This is a genomic window from Comamonadaceae bacterium OTU4NAUVB1, assembly GCA_024372625.1.
Lineage (GTDB): Bacteria > Pseudomonadota > Gammaproteobacteria > Burkholderiales > Burkholderiaceae_C > Variovorax.
Genome location: CP099605.1, coordinates 1,598,901 through 1,620,664, shown reverse-complemented (window position 1 = coordinate 1,620,664; position 21,764 = coordinate 1,598,901). Strand labels below are relative to the sequence as shown.

Here is a 21,764-nt window from a genome sequence, read left to right as displayed (position 1 = left end):
GCGTTCAGGACGAGAAGGTCCTGCCTTCGGCCACCAGCTTCTGGATCAGCGGCGCCGGCTCCCAGAACTTGCCGTCGTCGCGCGGGTTGCGCGCGAAGCGCTTCATCGACTCGGCCACGTTGTAGAGCCCGACCTGCCCCGCGTAGTGCATCGGGCCGCCGCGCCACATCGGGAAGCCGTAACCCGTGAGGTAGACCATGTCGATGTCGCTCGCCTTGCTGGCGATGCCGTCCTCCAGGATGCGCGCGCCCTCGTTGACCAGCGAATAGACCAGGCGCTGGACGATCTCCTCGTCGCTGATCCTGCGCGGGGTAATGCCCTCGTCCTTGCGGTGCTGCTCGATCAGGTCGTTCACGACCTGGCTGGGGATGGCGTCGCGCTTGCCGGGCTTGTAGTCGTACCAGCCGGCGCCGGTCTTCTGGCCGAATCGGCCGAGCTCGCACAGCTTGTCGGCCGTGCGGCTGTATTTCATGTCGGCGCGCTCGGTCGCGCGGCGCTTGCGGATCGCCCAGCCGATGTCGTTGCCCGCGAGGTCGCCCATGCGGAACGGCCCCATCGCGAAGCCGAACTTCTCGGCCGCCCGGTCCACCTGCTGCGGCGTCGCGCCCTCGTCGAGCAGGAAGCCGGCCTGGCGGCTGTACTGCTCGATCATGCGGTTGCCGATGAAGCCGTCGCACACGCCCGAGACCACGGCCGTCTTCTTGATCTTCTTGGCCAGCGCCATCACGGTGGCCAGCACGTCCTTGCCCGTCTTCGCGCCGCGCACCACCTCGAGCAGGCGCATCACGTTGGCGGGGCTGAAGAAGTGCATGCCGACCACGTCCTGCGGCCGCCGGGTGAAGGCGGCGATCTTGTCGACGTCCAGCGTGGAGGTGTTGGAGGCCAGGATGGCGCCGGGCTTGGCGACGGCGTCGAGCTGGTTGAACACCTTCTCCTTGACGCCGAGCTCCTCGAACACCGCCTCGATGATCAGGTCGGCGTCCTTCAGCTCGGCGTAGTCGAGCGTGGTGGTCAGCAGCGCCATGCGCTCCTCGTACTTCTCGGGCTTGAGCTTGCCCTTCTTGACCTGCGCCTCGTAGTTCTTGCGGATGGTGGCGATGCCGCGGTCCAGCGCCTCCTGCTTCATCTCCAGGATCTTCACCGGGATGCCGGCGTTGAGGAAGTTCATCGAGATGCCGCCGCCCATGGTGCCGGCGCCGATCACGCCCACGGCCTTGATCTCGCGCTTGGGCGTGTCCTCGGGCACGTCGGGGATCTTGCTCGCGGCGCGCTCGGCCATGAACAGGTGGCGCAGGGCCAGCGACTCGGGCGTGAACATGAGTTCGGTGAACAGGCGCCGCTCCTCGGCCAGGCCTTCGTCGAACTTCTTGCCGCTGGCCGCGGCCTTGACCGCCTCGACGCACTTGAGCGGCGCCGGGTAGTTCTTCGACATGCCGCCGACCATGTTGCGGGCGAACTGGAAATAGGCGTCGCCCTGGGGGTGGCGGCACGGCAGGTTGCGCACCAGCGGCAGGTCGGCCGGATCGCGCCCGCCGACCGACTTGGCATAGATCACCGCCTCGTCGAGCAGCGATTCGCGCGACTGCGCCATGGCGTCGAACAGCTTCTGGCCCGGCAGGCCGGCGAGCACCTCGCTCTTGACGGCCTCGCCGCTGACGATCATGTTGAGCGCCGTCTCCACGCCCAGCAGGCGCGGCAGGCGCTGCGTGCCGCCGGCCCCCGGCAGCAGGCCGAGCTTGACCTCCGGCAGCGCGACGCTGGTGCCCGGCGCGGCCACGCGGTAGTGGCAGCCCAGCGCGAGCTCGAGCCCGCCGCCCATGCACACCGAGTGGATCGCCGCCACGACCGGCTTGGGCGAGGCTTCCAGCGCCAGGATCACGCTGAGCAGGTTCGGGTCCTGCAGCGCGCGCGGCGTGCCGAATTCCTTGATGTCGGCGCCGCCGGAGAAGGCCTTGCCCGCGCCGGTGATCACCACCGCCTTGATCGCGTCGTCGGCGTTGGCTTTCGCCAGCCCCTCGGTGACGCCCTGTCGCGTGGCATGCCCGAGTCCGTTGACCGGCGGGTTGGCCAGCGTGATCACGGCGACCTCGCCGAGCACTTTGTATTCAGCCGTCATGCTGCGTTCCTTCGATGGGTGAGAGAAGTTGCGGTAAAGGATGGCGGGCGGTGGCGGCTTCGGGTCCGGCACGGGATGCCGGCCACGGCGTCACCGCCGGGGTTCTGGAGTGGAAAAAAAGAACGAGTGTTCTTTTGCGTGAAATTCTAGGCATTCGCCGCGGTGCGGACCATCGGGTCAGTCCCTGCCGTGACAACGTCCGTGCGGCTCACACCTCCAGCCATTCCTTGCGCGTGGCCGCGTCGGCGCGCAGGCCGTCGGGCGTGCCGTCGAAGACGATGCTGCCGTGGCCCATGACCAGCGCGCGGTCGGAGATCTGCATGGCGATGGTCAGCTTCTGCTCGATCAGCAGCACCGACACGCCCCGGTCCTTCAACCGCCGCAGGTACTCTCCCACCAGCTCGACGATCTTGGGCGCGAGGCCCTCGGTGGGCTCGTCGATGATGATCAGGTCGGGATCGCCCATCAGCGTGCGGCACAGCGTGAGCATCTGCTGCTCGCCGCCGGAGAGCACGCCGGCCTCGGTGTGCTGGCGCTCCTTCAGGCGCGGGAACATGGCGTACATGTCGTCGAACGACCACCGCCCGCCCCGGGCCGCCTTGGCGCCCTTCTGGCCGAGCATCAGGTTCTGGTGCACCGTCAGCTTGGGGAAGATGTCGCGGTTCTCGGGCACGTAGCCGATGCCGAGGTGGGCGATCTCGTAGGCCTTGCGGCGCAGGATGTCCCGGTCCTTCCAGCGCAGCGTGCCCTCGGCATGCACCAGCCCCATGATCGCCTTGGCGGTGGTCGAGCGGCCCGATCCGTTGCGCCCGAGCAGCGCCACGATCTCGCCCGCGCCGACGGAAAACGACACCCCGTGGAGCACGTGGCTCTTGCCGTAGTAGGCGTGCAGGTCCTGCAGCTCGAGCATGCTCAGTGCCCTCCCTGCGCGTCGGCCACGGAGGAGCCCAGGTAGGCCTCCTGCACGCGCGCGTTGGCGCGCACCGCCGCCGGGGTGTCGAAGGCGATGACCTCGCCGTAGACCACCACCGCGATCTTGTCGGCGAGTCCGAAGACCACGCCCATGTCGTGCTCCACGGTCAGCAGCGTGCGGCCCACGGTCACCTCCTTGATGAGCGCGATGAAATGCGCGGTCTCGGTCTTGCTCATGCCGGCGGTCGGCTCGTCCAGCAGGATGACGCCGGCGCCGCCGGCGATGGTCACGCCGATCTCCAGCGCCCGCTGCTCGGCATAGGTGAGGTTCATGGCGAGCACGTCGTGCTTGGGCTCCAGGCCGACCTGGCGCATCAGCTGCTCGGCGCGCGCGTTGGCATCGTCCAGCCGCGAGAGGAAGCGCAGGAAGGTGTAGCGGTAGCCCAGGCTCCACAGCACCCCACAGCGCAGGTTCTCGAACACGCTGAGCTTGGGGAAGATGTTGGTGATCTGGAAGCTGCGCGACAGGCCCAGCCGGTTGATCTCGAACGGGCGCATGCCGTCGATGCGGCGGCCGTCGAGGCGCACTTCGCCGCTCGTGGGCGCGAGGCGGCCGCTGATGAGGTTGAACAGCGTCGACTTGCCCGCGCCGTTGGGCCCGATGACGGCGATGCGTTCGCCCGCGCGCACCGCCAGGTCGACGCCGCGGATGATCTCGGTCTTGCCGAAGTTCTTGCGCAGACCCTTGAGTTCCAGCGCCCAGGCGCCGGTGGCGGCCGTGTCGGCGGCTGCGTCCCGGCTCATTGCACGGCTCCCTGCGCGGGCGTGGCGCGACGTCCCAGGCGCTGCTGGACCTCGGCCTCGATCTGCTCCTGCGCCCGGCCCCAGGCCACCACGAAGCGCCGCCGCACCATCTCAAGCAACGCGCCGCCGACCACCAGCAGCGCCGCCGCCGCCGCCCAGCTCGACGCGCTGGCGGTGTCCAGCGTCAGACCGAGGAACCGCAGGTTGGGGCCCAGCGCCGCGTTGAGCTGCATGTGGTAGATCATCTCGACCAGTGCCGCCGCGCCCGCCACCGCCAGCGCGCCGGTCGCCAGCAGTCCCGCGTACAGCACCCAGAACGGGCCGAACTTGCCGAAGCGCGCCACCCGCAGGTTGGTCATGACGAGGCTGGCGACGCCGCCGGGCGCGAACATCACCATGAACAGGAAGATCAGCCCCAGGTAGAGCAGCCACGCCTTGCTCAGCTCCGACAGCAGGATCGAGGCGAACACCAGCAGCACCGCGCCGATGATCGGCCCGAAGAAGTAGGTCGCGCCGCCCAGGAAGGTGAACAGCAGGTAGCCGCCCGAGCGCACGCCGTTGAGGCTGTCGGCCGCGTTGACGATCTCGAAGTTGATGGTCGCGAGCCCGCCCCCGATGCCGGCGAAGAAGCCCGCGATGATGAAGGCCGTGTAGCGCACGCGCTGGGTGTTGTAGCCGATGAACTCGACCCGCTCGGGGTTGTCGCGCACGGCGTTGAGCATGCGCCCGAGCGGCGTGGCGGTGAAGGCGTACATCAGCGCCGTGCACACGAAGCAGTACGCGGCGATCAGGTAGTACACCTGGATCTGCGGCCCGAAGGTCAGCCCGAGGAAGGGCGCGCCGTAGACGCGGTTGGTGGTGATGCCGCCCTCGCCGCCGAAGAAGGTCGGGAACATCAGCGCCATCGACGCCACCAGCTCGCCCAGGCCGAGCGTGATCATGGCGAAGGTGGTGCCCGACTTCTTGGTGCTGACGTAGCCGAACAGGATGGCGAAGAACATGCCGCCGAGTCCGCCCACGAGCGGGATGAGCACCAGCGGCACCGGCAGGCTGCCCTGGGCCGCGAGGTTCATGGCGTGGATGGCGATGAACGAGCCCAGGCCGGTGTAGACCGCGTGGCCGAAGCTCAGCATGCCGCCCTGCCCCAGCAGCATGTTGTAGCTCAGGCAGATGACGATGAGGTAGCCGATCTGCGAGAGCATGGTGAGCGCCAGGCTGCTGCGGAAGACCAGCGGCGCGACGGCCAGCACCAGGGCGAAGAGCCCCCAGGTCAGCACGCGCTTGGCGTTGAAGGGCTTGACGCCGTAGCGGTAGCCGGCGGGCCGGACGGCCCCGGATGCGAGGGTGTTCATGGGATGGCGGGGTCCGGTCAGTCTTCCCGCGTGCCCAGCAGGCCCTTGGGCCTGAAGATCAGGATCAGCACGAGCATCAGGTACGGCAGGATCGGCGCGACCTGCGAGATGGTGAGCCGCAGCAGTTCGTAGCCCGGCGTCTGGTCGCTGACGGCCACGCCCAGGGCCTGCAGGCCGGTGGCGAGCGACTGGTCCATGGCCACGGCGAAGGTCTGCACGATGCCGATGAGCAGCGACGCGAGGAAGGCGCCGGCCAGGGACCCCATGCCGCCGACGACCACCACCACGAAGATGATGGAGCCGACCGAGGCGGCCATCGCGGGCTCGGTGACGTAGGTGTTGCCGCCGATCACGCCGGCGAGCGCCGCCAGCGCCGCGCCGCCGCCGAACACCAGCATGAACACGCGCGGCACGTTGTGCCCGAGCGCCTCCACCATCTCGGGGTGCTTGAGCGCCGCCTGGATCACCAGGCCGACCCGCGTGCGCGTGAGCAGCAGCCAGACCGCGCCGAGCATCAGCAGCGCGAGCAGCATGATGAACGAGCGCGACTTCGGGAACTGGGTGCCGTAGAGCGTGAACAGCGGCCCCTGCAGCTGCGTCGGCAGGCCGTAGGGGACGGTCGAGCGGCCCCACAGCAGCTGCACGATCTCCAGGATGAGGTAGGACAGCCCGAAGGTGATGAGCAGTTCGGGCACGTGGCCGAACTTGTGCACGCGCCGCAGGCTGTAGCGCTCGAAGGCCGCGCCCAGCGCGAAGACGATCAGGGGCGCCAGCACCAGCGCCGGCCAGAACCCCACCAGGCCGGAGATCGTGTAGGCCAGGTAGGCGCCCAGCATGTAGAAGCTGGTGTGGGCGAAGTTGAGCACGCCCATCATGCTGAAGATCAGCGTCAGGCCGGAACTCAGCATGAACAGCAGCAGGCCGTAGCTCACGCCGTTGAGCAGCGAGATGGCGAAGAATTCGACGTTCATCGGGCGGAGAGGAAAAGTGCTGGCCGGTGCGTGACGACGCACCGGAGCCGCGTGGCGCGGATCGGCACGCTCAGGACGGCCGCTTCATCTGGCAGGAGGTCGGCGTGCTGGCCACGTAGGCCTCGTAGTACTTCATCGGATAGAGCGTGTAGCCGGTGTTCTCGGGGCTGTACGGGTTCTTGGCGTCGGTCTTCTGCCAGCGCGTGATCCACAGGCCCTGCTGGAGCTGGTGGTCGGCCTTGCGCATCTCGACGTCGCCGTTGAAGCTCTTGAACTTCATGCCCTCGAGCACTGCCGCCACCTTCACCGGCTCGGTCGACTTGGCGCGCGCGAAGCCCTCGCCGAGCATCGCGAAGACGGTGTAGATGTCGGTGGTGTAGAGGTCGTCGTTGAAGCGCTTCTTGTAGTCGGCCATCAGCGCGGGCATCACGCCCGGCGCGTTGTAGTGGCTGTAGCCCACCGCGTAGACCTTGCCGTCGGACGCCGCGCCCATGGCCGTGGGCGTGCCCGTGGTGACCGCGTAGTAGGTGTAGAACTTGACGTCGAGCCCGGCGTCGTTGGAGGCCTTGATGAGCAGCGCCAGGTCGGAGCCCCAGTTGCCGGTGATGACCGTGTCGGCGCCCGACTGCTTGATCTTGGCGATGTAGGGCGCGAAGTCGCGCACCTGCGCCAGCGGGTGCAGGTCGTCGCCGACGATCTGCACGTCGGGGCGCTTGGCCTTCAGGTTCTCCTTGGCGAACTTGGAGACCTGCTGGCCGTGCGAGTAGTTCTGGTTGATCAGGTAGACCTTCTTGACGTCGGCCTGGTCCTTGATGAAGGTGGTGAGCGCTTCCATCTTCATCGACGTGTCGGCGTCGAGGCGGAAGTGCCAGTAGCTGCACTTGCTGTTGGTCAGGTCGGGATCGACGGCGGCGTAGTTGACGAACAGCACCTCCTTGCCCGGGTTGCGCGCGTTGTGCTTCTCCAGCGCGTCGATGATGGCCAGCGCCGGGCCGGAACCGTTGCCCTGCACCACGTAGCGCGCGCCCTGGTCCATGGCCGAGCGCAGCGCGCTGGTGGTCTCCTGGGGGCTGAGCTTGTTGTCGATGCCGATGATCTCGAACTTCACGCCGGCGACGTTCTTCTTGTTGAACTCCTCGGCCAGGAACTGGAAGCTCTTGAGCTGGTTGGTGCCCACCGCGGCCATCAGGCCCGACAGCGGGTCGAGCCAGGCGATCTTGACGGTCTCGCCCTGCTGGGCCAGCGCGCCGGTGGTGCCGAGGGCGGCGAGGGCCGCCGCGGCGAGGGCCGATCTCGTTGCGTTCACTGCGAAGGTCATGCGTGTCTCCGGGATGGTTCTGTTCTGCGGCGCAGGTTACAAGCCTTGGTCGAACCCCCCCTCAGGGAATGCCCGTAACGCGCCGGCGACGGGGGTGTCCGGCTATCGCCAAGGCGACATGCGCCCCCCGAAACCGGACCTTTCACACACCCGGCAGGACGTAGCCGCGCAGTTGCTCGCGCAGCTTCGTCTTCAGGATCTTGCCGGTCGCGCCGATCGGGATGGCGTCCAGGAAGATCACGTCGTCGGGGATCTGCCACTTGGCCGTCCGGCCCTCGTAGAAGGCCAGCAGTTCCTCGCGCGTGACCTCGCTGCCCGGGCGGCGCACCACCGCCACCACCGGACGCTCGTCCCACTTGGGATGCGCCACGCCGATGCAGGCGGCCATGGCCACGCCCGGGTGCGCCACGGCGATGTTCTCGATGTCGATCGAGCTGATCCATTCACCGCCGGACTTGATCACGTCCTTGCTGCGGTCGGTGATCTGCAGGTAGCCGTCGGCGTCGATGGTGGCGACGTCGCCGGTGGGAAACCAGCCCCGGCCCTGCGCGTCGGGCACGAGCGGGTCGCCGCCCTCGCCCTTGAAGTACGCCTTGACGATCCACGGCCCCTTCACCAGCAGATCGCCGTAGGCCCGGCCGTCCCAGGGCAGCTCGGCGCCCTGGCCGTCGACGATCTTCATGTCGACGCCGTAGATCGCGCGGCCCTGCTTCAGGCGGATCGCATCCTGCTGCTCGGCCGGCAGGGCCAGGTGCTTGTTCTTCAGCGTGCACAGCGTGCCCAGCGGGCTCATCTCGGTCATGCCCCAGGCGTGCAGGACGTCCACGCCGTAATCCTGCTGGAAGGCGTGGATCATGGCCGGCGGACAGGCGGAGCCGCCGATGACCGTGCGCTTCAGGGTCGAGAAGCGCAGGCCGCCGGGCTTCATGTGCCCGAGCAGCATCTGCCACACGGTGGGCACGCCGGCGGCGAAGGTGACGCGCTCGGCCTCGATGAGTTCGTAGACCGACTTGCCGTCGAGCGCCGGACCGGGGAACACCAGCTTGCAGCCGGTGAGCGCGGCGGAATACGGCAGGCCCCAGGCGTTGACGTGGAACATCGGCACCACCGGCAGCACCGCGTCGCGCGCCGACAGGCACATGACGTCGGGCAGCGCGGCCGCGTAGGCGTGCAGCACGCTGGAGCGGTGGGTGTAGAGCGCGGCCTTGGGGTTGCCGGTGGTGCCGCTCGTGTAGCACATGCTCGAGGCGGTGTCCTCGTCGAAGGTCGGCCAGGCGTAGTCGTCGCGCTGCGTGCCCATCCACGCCTCGTAGCTCGTCAGGTCGGGCACGCCGCTGTCAGCGGGCAGCCGGTCGGCGTCGCACAGCGCGATCCACCGGCGCACCGTCGGGCAGCGCGCGTGCACGGCCTGCACCAGCGGCAGGAAGGTCAGGTCGAAGCACAGGACCTGGTCCTCGGCGTGGTTGACGATCCAGGCGATCTGGTCGGGGTGCAGGCGCGGGTTGACGGTGTGAAGCACGCGGCCCGAGCCGGAGACGCCGTAGTACAGCTCCAGGTGCCGATGGCCGTTCCAGGCCAGCGTGGCGACACGGTCGCCGAAGGCGAACCCGTCGCCGTCGAGCGCGTGGGCGACCTGGCGCGCGCGTCGGGCGATCTCCGACCAGGTGCTGCGGTGGATGTCGCCCTCCACGCGCCGCGAGACGATCTCTCCGTCGCCATGATGGCGGTCGGCGAACTCGATCAGCGACGAGATCGACAACGGTTGGTCTTGCATCAAACCCAGCATCGGGGCGTCTCCTGTGATTGGAAAAAGAAAGTGCGACGACGCGCGCGGTGCGCCGTGGTCCGGGCCCGCCGACGGGTCGTCCGGCGCGCCATTGTTGCGCCCCGCAATGTCGCGGCGTAGGGGGATTGCCCGCAAGCCTGCGGGCGACAGGTCGCTCGCGGAGAAAATCGGTCCCGCGACGACCCCGCCGGCCGCGCGCGCGTCCGCCGGCCTTCCGCCCGACCGGGCTTCCACGATCCGAATCCGCTGCTCGCCATGACCTCATCGAACTCCCACGTCCCGAAAATCCAGAAGACCGACGCCGAATGGAAGGCCATCCTGGCCGAGAAGGGGGCCGAGCGCGCCGCCTTCGAGGTCACCCGCCATGCGGCCACCGAACGCCCCTTCACCGGCAAGTACGAGGCCGAGTGGGCCGACGGCACCTACCACTGCGTGTGCTGCGGCGCCAAGCTGTTCGATGCCGCGACCAAGTTCGACGCGGGCTGCGGCTGGCCGAGCTTCTCCAAGGAGGCCGTGCCCGGCGCCATCACGGACATCGTCGATCGTTCGCACGGGATGGTGCGCACCGAGAACGTCTGCACCAACTGCGGCGCCCACCTGGGCCACGTGTTCCCCGACGGCCCGACCGAGACCGGCCTGCGCTACTGCATGAATTCGGCCTCGCTGGACTTCGAGCCCAAGGCCTGAGAAGCCGTCGTCCGGTCGCCGCGGCGGGTTGTCCCCGCCGTCCGGTCGGCTTCATCCGCAACGGGGGACGCGGACAGGTTCCAATACCGCTCATGAAATTCCTGCTCGACTTCCTTCCCATCGTGCTGTTCTTCGGCGCCTTCAAGCTCGCCGACATCTATGTCGCGACCGGCGTGCTGATGGCCGCGACCGTGGTGCAGATGGCCATCACCTACGCCATCGAGCGCCGCCTGCAGACCATGCAGAAGGCCACCCTGGTGCTGATCCTGCTGTTCGGCAGCCTGACCCTGCTGCTGCACGACGAGCGCTTCATCAAGTGGAAGCCGACCGTGCTCTACGGGGCCATGGCCGTCGCGCTGGCCGTGGCGATGTGGGGCTTCCGCAAGAACTTCCTCCAGACCATGCTCGGCGCGCAGCTGCAGCTGCCCACGCGCATCTGGACGCACCTGAACATCGCCTGGATCGGCTACTGCCTGTTCATGTCGGCCCTCAACGCCTACGTGGCGCTGTATTTCAGCACCGAGGCCTGGATCAACTTCAAGCTCTGGGGCTATGTCTTTCCCCTGGCATTCCTGGTGGCCCAGGGCCTCTACATCTCCCCCCACCTCAAATCCGGCGACCAGCCTTCCGCATGAACGACGCCTCTCTTCCGCCCGCTTCGCCCTCCGCCCTCGCGCCACCGAGCGCGGCCGACCTCGACGCCGCGCTGCGCGAGGCCCTGGCGCCCACGCGGCTCGAGGTCATCGACGAGAGCGCGGCCCACGCGGGCCATTCCGGCGCCAACGGACTGGGCCGCGGCACCCACTTCCGGGTCCGCATCGCCTCCCCGCGCTTCGAAGGACGCACCCGCGTGGCCAAGCATCGCCTTGTGTATGATGCCCTGCGTTTTTTCATCGACCAGGGTGTCCACGCCATCGCCGTCGAAACGCTCTGACGCACGCCGTCACGGACCCTACAGCGTCCGACGCGCCTTTTCCCCCTCCCTTTCTCCCCTTCCTCCACCCCTTCCCCCGCTTCCTCTCCCGACTGCAGAAGACCATCCCATGAAGAACCAATTCCTGAAGACCGTCGCGGTCACCCTCGTCCTGGGCGCGGCCTCCGCGGGCGCGCTCGCCCAGAACATCGCCATCGTCAACGGCAAGCCGGTGCCCAAGGCGCGGGTGGACGCGCTGGCCCAGCAGCTCGCCGCCAATGGCCGCCCGGTCACGCCGGACCTGGAGCCGCAGCTGAAGGAGGAGATCATCGCGCGCGAGATCTTCATGCAGGAAGCGCAGAAGCAGGGCCTGGAGGCGACGCCCGAGTACCGCGCCCAGATCGAGCTCGCACGCCAGGCGATCCTGATCGGCGCCCTGCGCAACAACTTCCTCAAGCAGAACCCGGTGACCGACGCCGACGTGCAGGCCGAGTACGACAAGTTCGCGGCGGCCAATGGCGGCAAGGAGTACAAGGCGCGCCACATCCTGGTGGAGAGCGAGGCGGAAGCGCAGAAGATCATCGCGGACCTGAAGAAGGGCGCGAAGTTCGAGGACATCGCCAAGAAGCAGAGCAAGGACCCCGGATCGGGCGCCAACGGCGGCGACCTCGACTGGGCCAACCCGGCGAGCTTCGTGCCGGAGTTCTCCGAGGCCATGATCAAGCTCAAGCCGGGCGAGACCACGCCCGCCCCGGTGAAGTCGCAGTTCGGCTACCACGTGATCCGCGTCGACGAGGTCCGCTCGTCCCAGCTGCCGCCGGTCGCCGAGGTGAAGCCCCAGGTCACGCAGCAGCTGCAGCAGCAGCGCCTGCAGAAGTACCAGGAAGACCTGCGCGCCAAGGCGAAGGTCGAGTAAGGCGCCCAGCGCGCCGTCCCGTTCGGGCGGCGGACGGCCGCAACGCGGCGCGGGACGCCGATGCGTCGCCCCACGGGACCGCCGCGGGCCCACGGCGCTCTCCCGATGGAAGCGCCGCACGGTGCCGGCGAGCTGGCCGGCACGATCGCGCAGGCTCTGCGCGCCGACGGCGGGAACCTCTGCGACACCCGCTGCGCGATCGACCGTGTCCCGGATCGTGTCGTCCGCCTCGGCGATCCACGTGGCGCCGGCGTCGAGCCGCTCGACCGGGGCGCCGACCAGTTCCTCGATCTCGCGCGCGACCTTCGCCACGCGCCGCGCGAGGACGCGCACCGCGCGGACCGTGTGGATGGCGCGTCACCCGTCCGACACCAGGCGCTCCCCGGCCAAGGGGCGTGCATGGCGGTGGTATCGGTGTCGAGGCGCCGCCAGGCGATGGCGGTGACCCCGTCGTCAGCAGCCGGCTCGCGAAACCGGCCCGCATGTGCTTTCCTTGTCGGCAGGACGCGCGGCTTCCCGAGGCACGATCGTCATGGTTCGGTCATCCGGACGATCCAGTATCCACGCGCGTCCCGGGCTCCCTCGCCCGGTCGCACTTGCGCTCGCCCGGCCGCACGCCGCCTCTCATCCCATCCCTCGCCGAATCCGACCATGCGCCACACGACCCGTTCCACCGCCTCGCCCGGCGCATCGCCCGCCACCGCACCCGCCGCCGTTCCCGCCGCGCCGCGGCGCCTCCTGGGGGCGTGCCTCGTCCTGGCCGGCTCGATGCTGGCGGGCGCCTGCGGCGGCGGCGGGAGCGACGCCACCGGGAACGCCACGCCCGCGGCCGGCGCCGCGCCGCTGAAGACGCTGGACGGCAACGTGCCGCTGGTCGTCGGCCATCGCGGGCTCCCCGGTCTGTACCCGGAACAGACGCGCCTCGCCTACGAGGCCGCCGCCGACGCGGGCGCGGATTCGCTGGAACTCGATCTGCACCTGACCAAGGACTGCGTTCCGGTGGCGCGCCACAACGCCTGGCTGAGCGACAACACCAACGTCGCCCAGGTCGCGGCCGGCAACGCCGCCGTGGCCGCCCGCCGGCGGACCCGGCCGGGCGTCCTGGTCGACGTGACGTACCCCGCCGTGCCGGCCAACGGCCCCGCGCGCTACCTCAGCGACCGGACCGACGCGAACGACCCGGCGTCGGTGCTGCGATCGCTGGTGGTCGACGGCGAGGACCACACCGGCGACTGGTCCATCTCCGATTTCACGCTGGCCGAACTCCGGCAGTGGCTCGGCGGCACCACCTACGACGCCCGCGCCCAGCGCCCGAGCGAGCTCAACGGGAGGCTGCCGATCCTGAGCTTCCAGGAGATCATCGACATCGCCCGGGCGAAAGTCGCGGCGCTGGGCCGCACGATCACGGTCTACCCGGAGAGCAAGAATCCGCACTGGAACAATGCCCAGGCGATCGCCAACGGCTGCGGCGTCCCGGGCGGTCACCCGTTCGAGGACGCGATCCTGAAGGTGATGGAAGCCAACGGCCTCAATCGCAGGGACGCCCCCATCCTCGTGCAGAGCTTCGACCCGGCGAGCCTCCGGTACCTGCGCTCGGCCGGCATGCAGGCCCGCGCCGTCCAGCTGGTGGACGGCAACGCCATCGATTTCCGCACCGGCGGGATGATCTACGTCACCGACGACGCCTACACCTTCGTGAGCGGGCGTCCCTACAGCTGGACGCTGGCGGGCGACCCGCGCTTCTTCGACGCGATGCTGACGCCGGCGGGCCTGGCGGAGATCGCCACCTATGCCGACGGCATCGGCCCGTGGAAACCGCAGGTCATGGCCCACACGATCGTGCCGTTCAGGACGTCGTCCCCCACGTCGCCCGACGGCACGCTGGCCGAGGTCACGAACGTCGCGCCCACGCGCCTCGTCGCCGACGCCCATCGGGCCGGGCTGTTCGTGCACACCTTCACCTTCAGGAACGAGCCGCAGTACCTCGCCGGCGTCTACCGGGGCGATCCGGCGGCCGAGTACGCGGCCTACTTCGCGGCCGGCGTCGACGGCGTCTTCACCGACTTCGTCAACACCGCCTTCGCTGCCCGCCGGACCTACCTGGCGACCACCGGGCGCTGAGCCGCCCCGCTCCCCGACGCCTCGGCCCCGACGCCCCGCGCGCCTTCAGCCGACCCAGCGGCGGGCGTTGCGCCAGATCTGCATCCACGGGCTGTGCGCGTCGCGCTCGCCGTCCGTCCAGCTCATCTGCACGTTGCGGAAGACGCGCTCGGGGTGCGGCATGACGGCGGTGAAGCGGCCGTCGGCCGTGGTCACGGCGGTCAGTCCGCCGGCGCTGCCGTTCGGGTTGAACGGGTAGCGCTCGGTCGGCTGGCCGTGGTTGTCGACGAAGCGCATGGCGGCGATGGCGCGGCCGGCGTCGCCGCGACGCTCGAAGTTCGCATGGCCCTCGCCGTGAGCCACCGCGATGGGCAGGCGCGCGCCGGCCATCCCGGCGAAGAACAGGCTGGGCGAATCCAGCACCTCGACCATCGACAGCCGCGCCTCGAAGCGCTCGCTGCGGTTGGTGGTGAAGCGCGGCCAGTCCTGCGCGCCGGGAATGATGTCGGCCAGCTCGGCGAACATCTGGCAGCCGTTGCACACGCCCAACCCGAAGGTGTCGGTGCGACCGAAGAAGGACTGGAACTGGGCCGACAGGCGCGGATTGAAGGTGATGCTGCGTGCCCAGCCGATGCCCGCGCCCAGCGTGTCGCCGTAGCTGAAGCCGCCGCAAGCGACCACGCCCTTGAAATCCGCCAGATCGGCGCGGCCGGCCTGCAGGTCGGTCATGTGGACGTCGAAGGCCTCGAAACCGGCCTCGCCGAAGGCATAGGCCATCTCGACGTGCGAGTTGACGCCCTGCTCGCGCAGGATCGCGACCTTCGGCCGCGACGCGAGGATGGCGGCAGCCTGGGGAACGCCGTCCTGGCGCCGGCCGTCTTCCGGCGGGGTGGGAAGGAAGACGTGCAGGCCCGGATCGGTCGGCTCGCCGGCGGCGACGTGCTCGGCATCGGCGCACTCGGGGTTGTCGCGCTCGCGGGCGATCTTCCAGCTGACCGAGTCCCAGACCTGGTGCAGGTCGTGCAGGCTGGCGCTGAAGACCGACTTGGCGTCGCGCCAGACCTCGACCTTGCCCTTGCCGACGGCCAGGGTGGAGGCATCGGGCCGGGTCTTGCCGACGAAGTGGCTGTGAGTGCTCAGGCCGTGCGCGCGCAGCACCTGCATGACCTCGTTGCGCTCGGCGGTGCGCACCTGCAGCAGCACGCCCAGCTCCTCGGAGAACAAGGCCTTGAGCGTGAGTTCCTCGCGCCGCGCGCTCACCTGGCCGGCCCAGTTCTTGGCGTCGCCGTACTCGGCGCGGCTGTCGGAGATGCCGTCGCCCTCGGTGATGAGCATGTCGACGTTGAGCGCCACGCCGACGTGGCCGGCGAAGGCCATCTCGCAGGCGGTGGCGAACAGCCCCCCGTCGCCACGGTCGTGCAGTGCCAGGATGCGGCCCTGGGCGCGCAGGGTGTTGACCGCGCGCACCAGGTTCACCAGGTCCTCGGGATGGTCGAGGTCGGGCACGCCGTCGGCGACCGGGCAGCCGCTCTGGCCGAGCGTCTGCGCCAGCACGCCGCCGGCCATGCGATGGCGGCCGCGGCCGAGGTCGACCAGCACCAGCGTGGTGTCGGCCTCGTCGCGGTCGAGCTGCGGCGTGAGGGTGCCGCGCACGTCGGCCAGCGTGGCGAAGGCGGTGACGATCAGGCTGACCGGTGACGTCACCTTCTTCGCCTCGCCGGCGTCGTTCCACTGCGTGCGCATCGACAGCGAATCCTTGCCCACGGGAATCGAGATGCCCAGCGCCGGGCACAGTTCCAGGCCGACGGCCTTGACGGTCTCGTACAGGGCGGCGTCCTCGCCGGGCTCGCCGCAGGCGGCCATCCAGTTGGCCGACAGCTTGACGCGGGAGAGTTCGATCGGCGCGGCCAGCAGGTTGGTGATGGCTTCGCCGACCGCCATGCGCCCGGAGGCCGGCGCGTCGAGGGCGGCCAGCGGCGTGCGCTCGCCCAGGCTCATGGCCTCGCCCGCGAAGCCGGCGTGGTCGGCCAGCGTGACGGCGCAGTCGGCCACGGGCACCTGCCACGGGCCGACCATCTGGTCGCGGTGCGTGAGGCCGCCCACGGTGCGGTCGCCGATGGTGATCAGGAATCGCTTGGACGCCACGGTCGGATGCGAGAGCACGTCGATGGCGGCCTTCTGCAGCTCGATGCCCGTCAGGTCGAGCGCCCGGAAGCGCCGCTCGACGGTCTTCACGTCGCGCAGCATCCGGGGCGGCTTGCCCAGCAGCACGTCCATCGGCATGTCGACCGGGTCGCCCTCGGTGCCGCCGTCGCCGCCGGCCACGACCAGCCGACGCTCCTCGGTCGCCACGCCGACCACCGCGAACGGGCAGCGCTCGCGCTCGCAGAAGGCCTGGAAGCGCGCCAGCGATTCCGGCGCGATGGCCAGCACGTAGCGTTCCTGGCTCTCGTTGCACCAGATCTCCTTGGGCGCCATGCCGGATTCCTCCAGCGGCACCGCGCCCAGGTCGAAGCGCGCGCCCCGGCCGGCGTCGTTGGTCAGCTCCGGGAAAGCGTTGGACAGCCCGCCGGCGCCGACGTCGTGGATCGCCAGGATCGGGTTGGCGTCGCCCTGCTGCCAGCAGTGGTTGATGACCTCCTGGGCGCGGCGCTCGATCTCGGGGTTGCCGCGCTGCACGGAGTCGAAATCGAGTTCGGCGGCGTTGGCGCCGGTGGCCATCGAGCTGGCGGCGCTGCCACCCATGCCGATGCGCATGCCGGGGCCGCCCAGCTGGATCAGCAGCGAACCGGCCGGAAACAGGACCTTCCTGGTCTGCGTGGCGTCGATCTGCCCCAGGCCGCCGGCGATCATGATGGGCTTGTGGTAGCCGCGGTGTTGCGTCTCGGTGCGGCCATCGGCGTCCTGGCTCTCGATGGCCAGTTCGTATTCGCGGAAGTAGCCCAGCAGGTTCGGACGACCGAACTCGTTGTTGAAGGCGGCGCCGCCCAGCGGGCCCTCGGTCATGATCTGCAGCGGGCTGGCGATGTGCGCGGGCCGGCCGTAGTGGCCGTCCTGCGGCCAGAGCCTGGAGACCGTGAAGCCGGTCAGGCCGGCCTTGGGACGCGAGCCGCGCCCGGTGGCGCCCTCGTCGCGGATCTCGCCGCCGGCGCCGGTGGAGGCGCCCGGGAACGGCGAGATGGCGGTCGGATGGTTGTGCGTCTCGACCTTCATCAGCACGTGCGCCAGCATCGCCTCCTTGCGGTAGCTGCCGCCGGAGGCGCCCGGCACGCCGCCCCCGTCGGACGCCTCGGCCGCGCGCGGCACGAAACGCTCGATGCGGGTGCCCTCCATGACCGAGGCGTTGTCGGCGTAGGCGACCACGGTGTGCTGCGGATTCTGGCGTTCGGTGTGGCGGATCATGGCGAACAGGCTGTGCGGCTGCGCCACGCCGTCGATCACGAAATCGGCGTTGAAGATCTTGTGGCGGCAGTGCTCGCTGTTGGCCTGGGCGAACATCATCAGTTCGACGTCGCTCGGGTTGCGGCCCAGCCGGGTGAAGGCTTCGACCAGGTAGTCGATCTCGTCGGCCGCCAGCGCCAGGCCGAAGGCGGTGTTGGCCTCCACCAGCGCGCCCCGGCCCCCGCCGAGCACGTCGACGTGGGCCATGGGCTGGGCCGGGAGTTCGGCGAACAGCGCCACGGCGTCGTCGATGCCGCCCACCACGGACTCGGTCATGCGGTCGTGCAGCAGCGCCGCCACGGCGGCCGAGGCGTCGGCGCCGAGCGTCGGCTGGGTGCCGCGCGCCTTGTCCAGCAGGCCGTCGAGCAGCGGCGCCTTCAGGGCCAGCCGGTAATGCACCACGCGCTCCACCCGACGCAGCGCGAGACCGCAGTTGTGGGCGATGTCGGTCGCCTTGGAAGCCCACGGCGAGACCGTGCCCAGGCGCGGCGTCACGACCAGCGACACGCCGTGCCTGGACTCGGGCGTCTCGAAGGTCGCGCCGTAGTCGAACAGCGCGGCGAAGCGCTCCCGCGCGGCGGCGTCGGGCGCGGTGTCGGTGACCACCAGGTGGACGAAGCGCGCGGCGATGGCGGCGATGCGCGGCTCGATCTCGCGCAGCCGGGGCAGCAGCTGGCGGGCACGGAAGCCGCCGAGCGCGCTGCCGCCCTCGAACACGGTCACGATGGGTGGGGCGGTGTGGATGGGCTGCGTCACGGTCGGTGGGTCCGGCGCGAAGGCCGGCGGGAGAGGATTGAGGGTCGGGGACAAAGGCCGGCGCGCCGGAGTGCCGCTGACTGGGACGATCCGGGGCGCGAGACCGCGATTTTAGGCCACGCCGGCGGGTCGGCCTCCAGCGCCGGGACCAGCCCCCACGCACCCCCGATGGGATAATTGCGCCCCATGAGCATTACCTACAACGACGCTGCGGGCGTGGCCGCGATGCGCATCGCCTGCCGCCTCGCCTCCGAGGTCCTGGACTACCTCACCCCCTTCGTCAAGCCCGGCGTGACGACCAACGAGATCGACCGCCTCGCCGCCGAGTACATGGCCGCCCAGGGCACCACCTCGGCCACCCTCGGCTACCAGGGCGCGAGCAGCGTGCCCTATCCGAAGTCGCTGTGCACATCGCTCAACCACGTCGTGTGCCACGGCATCCCCAACGACAAGCCCCTGAAGAAGGGCGACATCATGAACATCGACGTCACCGTCATCAAGGACGGCTGGTTCGGCGACAACAGCCGCATGTTCATGGTGGGCGACGTCTCGATCGCGGCGAAGCGCCTGTGCACCGTCACCTACGAGGCGATGTGGCACGGGATCCTGCAGGTGCGCCCGGGCAACCGGCTGGGCGACGTCGGCCACGCGATCCAGAAGTACGCCGAGGGCAACGGCTTCACGGTGGTGCGCGAGTTCTGCGGCCACGGCGTCGGACGCCAGTTCCACGAGGAGCCCCAGGTGCTGCACTACGGCCGCCCGGGCACGCTGGAGGAACTGCGCCCAGGCATGATCTTCACCATCGAACCGATGATCAACGCCGGCCGGCGCGACATCAAGGAGGACGCGAAGGGCGGCCAGTACGACGGCTGGACCATCGTCACGCGCGACCACTCGCTGTCGGCCCAGTGGGAGCATTCGGTGCTGGTGACCGAGACCGGCTACGAGGTGCTGACGCTGTCGGCCGGCAGCCCGCCGCCGCCGGCCTTCGTGCTGGAGGCCCGGGCCCGCGAGTCGGCCACGGCCGGCGTCGCGGCCTGAGGCCGGCGGACGGCACCGCCGTGATCGAGGTCGCCACGGTCGAGGCCGCCACGCTGCGCGAGACCTACCGCGCCCGCAAGCTCGCGCTGTTCGACACGCTGCGCCTGTCGCGCGCGCCCACGCGGGCCGTGCACGCCGTGCTGCGCCAGCTCGCCGCGCTGGCCGACGAGACCCTGGTCATGCTCTGGGAGCGCGCCGGCTTCGGCGGCGTCCCCGCGCTGGTCGCGGTCGGCGGCTTCGGGCGCGGCGAGCTGTTTCCCTTCTCCGACGTCGACGTGCTGGTGCTGCTGCCCGAGTCGCACGCCGAGTGCGTCGACCCGGCGTGCGTGGAGGCGTTCATCGGCCAGTGCTGGGACGCGGGACTGGAGATCGGCTCGAGCGTGCGCACCCTCGGCGAATGCCTGGCCGAGGCCGCCAAGGACGTGACGGTGCAGACCGCGCTGATCGAATCGCGCCTGATCACGGGCGACAAGAAGCTCTACGCGGCGTTCCGCAAGCAGTTCTTCGCCGACCTCGACCCGCGCGCGTTCTTCGCGGCCAAGTCGCAGGAGATGCGCCACCGCCACCACAAGCACGACGACACGCCCTACGCGCTGGAGCCCAACTGCAAGGAATCCCCCGGCGGCCTGCGCGACCTGCAGACCATCCTGTGGGTGACCAAGGCGGCGGGCTACGGCAACCGCTGGGAGGACCTGGCCAAGAACGGCCTGGCCACGCCCTTCGAGGTGCGCCAGATCAAGCGCAACGAGGCGCTGCTCAGCCTGATCCGCGCCAGGCTCCACGTGACGGCCAACCGCCGCGAGGACCGCCTGGTCTTCGACCTGCAGACCGCCGTCGCCGCCACCTTCGGCTACGTCGGCGAATCGCAGCGCAAGGCGAGCGAGGCGCTGATGCGGCGCTACTACTGGGCCGCCAAGGCCGTGACGCAGCTCAACCAGATCCTGCTGCTGAACATCGGCGAGCGACTGCACCCGCTGCAGGAGGAGCCCCGGCGCATCAACGAACGCTTCTTCGAGAAGGCCGGGATGATCGAGGTCGCGAGCGACGACCTCTATCTGAAGGAACCCCAGGCGATCCTGGAGACCTTCCTGCTGTTCCAGAAGACCGCCGGCGTCAAGGGCCTGTCGGCGCGCACGCTGCGCGCGCTCTACAACGCGCGGCCCGTGATGGACAGCCGGTTCCGCAACGACCACGTCAACCACGTCACCTTCATGCGCATGCTGGTGGAGCCGCGCGGCATCACGCACGCCTTCCGGCTGCTCAACCAGACCTCGGTGCTGGGGCGCTACCTGCGCGTCTTCCGCAGCATCGTCGGGCAGATGCAGCACGACCTGTTCCACGTCTACACGGTCGACCAGCACATCCTGATGGTGCTGCGCAACATCCGGCGCTTCTTCATCGCCGAGCACGCGCACGAGTACCCGTTCTGCTCGCAGCTGGCCGCCGGCTGGGACAAGCCCTGGGTGCTCTACGTGGCCGCGCTGTTCCACGACATCGCCAAGGGGCGCGGCGGCGACCATTCGACACTGGGCGCGCGCGACGTCGCGCGCTTCTGCCGCCAGCACGGCATCGAGCGCGAGGACTCGCGCCTCATCGAGTTCCTGGTCTCCGAGCACCTGACGATGAGCACCGTGGCGCAGAAGCGCGACCTGAGCGATCCCGAGGTCATCGCCGCCTTCGCCAGGCACGTGGGCAGCGAGCGCTACCTCACGGCGCTCTACCTGCTCACGATCGCCGACATCCGCGGGACCTCGCCGCGCGTGTGGAACGCCTGGAAGGGCAAGCTGCTCGAGGACCTCTACCGCGCCACCTCGCGCGTGCTCGGCGGCCACATGCCCGACCCGGACGCCGAGGTCGAGGCGCGCAAGCGCGAGGCCCTGGTGGAGCTGGCGCTGCGCGCGGTGCCTTCGGGGTCGCACAAGGCGCTGTGGGAAACGCTGGACGTGGGCTATTTCATGCGCCACGACGCCTCCGAGATCGCCTGGCACACCAAGCAGCTCGCGCGCCACGTGCGGCTGCGGGCCGCGCCGCTCGATCCCACGGCGCCGCCGATCGTGCGGGCGCGGCTCTCGCCCATCGGCGAAGGCCTGCAGGTGGTGGTCTACACGCCCGACCAGCAGGACCTGTTCGCGCGCATCTGCGGCTACTTCGAGCAGTCGTCGTTCAGCATCCTCGACGCCAAGGTCCACACCACCAGCACCGGCTGCGCGCTCGACACCTTCCAGGTCGTGACCACCTTCGTGCCCGACCACTACCGCGATCTCATCAGCATGGTGGAGAACGGCCTGGCCAAGACGCTGGCCGAGGCCGGTCCGCTGCCCGCTCCCGGCAAGGGCCGCGTGTCGCGCCGCGTGCGCAGCTTCCCGATCCAGCCGCGCATCAGCCTCACGCCCGACGACAAGGCCCAACGCTGGCTGCTCAACATCTCGGCGAGCGACCGCGCCGGCCTGCTCTACTCGGTGGCGCGCGTGCTGGCGCAGCACCAGCTGCACCTGCAGTTCGCCAAGGTGACGACCCTGGGGGAGCGGGTGGAGGACACCTTCCTCGTCAGCGGACCGCAGCTGCAGGGCCAGCGGGCACAACTGGCGATCGAGCGCGAGCTGATGGACGTGCTGGCGGCCTGAACGCCGACGCGGCCGGTGACCGGGCGC

The 21,764-nt window shown here is 69.7% G+C and carries 15 protein-coding genes; 7 read left to right on the top strand and 8 right to left on the bottom strand.

The genetic code is table 11. From position 1 onward, the window contains the following. Positions 1-4 precede the first annotated feature (4 nt). The 7 genes from NF681_10990 to NF681_10960 all read right to left on the bottom strand — a co-directional run bounded on the left by NF681_10990 (position 5) and on the right by NF681_10960 (position 9,259). Positions 5-2,116, bottom strand: coding sequence for a 3-hydroxyacyl-CoA dehydrogenase NAD-binding domain-containing protein (locus NF681_10990; GenBank protein ID UST55655.1), 2,112 nt, complete (start codon positions 2,114-2,116; stop codon positions 5-7). Between the two features lie 208 nt (positions 2,117-2,324). Next, entirely contained in the window at positions 2,325-3,026 is a 702-nt protein-coding gene (locus tag NF681_10985) for an ABC transporter ATP-binding protein (protein ID UST55654.1), read from the bottom strand. A 2-nt stretch (positions 3,027-3,028) separates the two neighbouring features. Continuing rightward, entirely contained in the window at positions 3,029-3,832 is an 804-nt protein-coding gene (locus NF681_10980; protein UST55653.1) for an ABC transporter ATP-binding protein, read from the bottom strand. Then, positions 3,829-5,184, bottom strand: coding sequence for a branched-chain amino acid ABC transporter permease (locus NF681_10975; protein UST55652.1), 1,356 nt, complete (start codon positions 5,182-5,184; stop codon positions 3,829-3,831). Before NF681_10975 ends, NF681_10980 begins: the two co-directional genes overlap by 4 nt. A gap of 17 nt (positions 5,185-5,201) precedes the next feature. Next, positions 5,202-6,155, bottom strand: coding sequence for a branched-chain amino acid ABC transporter permease (locus NF681_10970; protein ID UST55651.1), 954 nt, complete (start codon positions 6,153-6,155; stop codon positions 5,202-5,204). A 70-nt stretch (positions 6,156-6,225) separates the two neighbouring features. Next, positions 6,226-7,473: a branched-chain amino acid ABC transporter substrate-binding protein gene (locus NF681_10965; GenBank protein ID UST55650.1), complete on the bottom strand. Its 1,248-nt coding sequence runs from the start codon at positions 7,471-7,473 to the stop codon at positions 6,226-6,228. Positions 7,474-7,615: 142 nt separating this feature from the next. Continuing rightward, on the bottom strand, positions 7,616-9,259 hold the full coding sequence (locus NF681_10960; GenBank protein UST55649.1) for a 3-(methylthio)propionyl-CoA ligase: 1,644 nt from the start codon (positions 9,257-9,259) through the stop codon (positions 7,616-7,618). Between the two features lie 255 nt (positions 9,260-9,514). Here NF681_10960 and msrB point away from each other — a divergent pair, with 255 nt between their 5' ends. The 5 genes from msrB to NF681_10935 all read left to right on the top strand — a co-directional run bounded on the left by msrB (position 9,515) and on the right by NF681_10935 (position 13,896). Next, positions 9,515-9,946, top strand: coding sequence for a peptide-methionine (R)-S-oxide reductase MsrB (gene msrB / locus NF681_10955; protein UST55648.1), 432 nt, complete (start codon positions 9,515-9,517; stop codon positions 9,944-9,946). A gap of 92 nt (positions 9,947-10,038) precedes the next feature. After that, positions 10,039-10,581 carry a septation protein A gene (locus tag NF681_10950; protein ID UST55647.1) on the top strand — a complete coding sequence of 181 codons (543 nt, stop codon included), beginning with the start codon at positions 10,039-10,041 and terminating at the stop codon, positions 10,579-10,581. Continuing rightward, complete coding sequence (locus NF681_10945) at positions 10,578-10,880, top strand: BolA family transcriptional regulator (protein ID UST55646.1); 303 nt, start codon at positions 10,578-10,580, stop codon at positions 10,878-10,880. Before NF681_10950 ends, NF681_10945 begins: the two co-directional genes overlap by 4 nt. Positions 10,881-10,989: 109 nt before the next feature. Then, positions 10,990-11,775: a peptidylprolyl isomerase gene (locus tag NF681_10940; GenBank protein ID UST55645.1), complete on the top strand. Its 786-nt coding sequence runs from the start codon at positions 10,990-10,992 to the stop codon at positions 11,773-11,775. Between the two features lie 651 nt (positions 11,776-12,426). After that, positions 12,427-13,896: a glycerophosphodiester phosphodiesterase gene (locus NF681_10935; GenBank protein ID UST55644.1), complete on the top strand. Its 1,470-nt coding sequence runs from the start codon at positions 12,427-12,429 to the stop codon at positions 13,894-13,896. Positions 13,897-13,941: 45 nt separating this feature from the next. Here NF681_10935 and purL read toward each other — a convergent pair whose 3' ends face one another. Beyond that, a complete protein-coding gene (gene purL, locus NF681_10930) occupies positions 13,942-18,072 on the bottom strand; it encodes a phosphoribosylformylglycinamidine synthase (protein ID UST55643.1) in 4,131 nt (1,376 codons plus the stop codon). Positions 18,073-18,258: 186 nt separating this feature from the next. On the opposite strand from purL, the gene map reads away from it, so the two are divergent. Then, complete coding sequence (gene map / locus NF681_10925; protein ID UST55642.1) at positions 18,259-19,113, top strand: type I methionyl aminopeptidase; 855 nt, start codon at positions 18,259-18,261, stop codon at positions 19,111-19,113. A 20-nt stretch (positions 19,114-19,133) separates the two neighbouring features. After that, the gene (locus tag NF681_10920) at positions 19,134-21,737 is read left to right on the top strand and encodes a [protein-PII] uridylyltransferase (GenBank protein ID UST55641.1); all 2,604 of its coding nucleotides are present in this window, start codon (positions 19,134-19,136) and stop codon (positions 21,735-21,737) included. Positions 21,738-21,764: the final 27 nt, after the last annotated feature.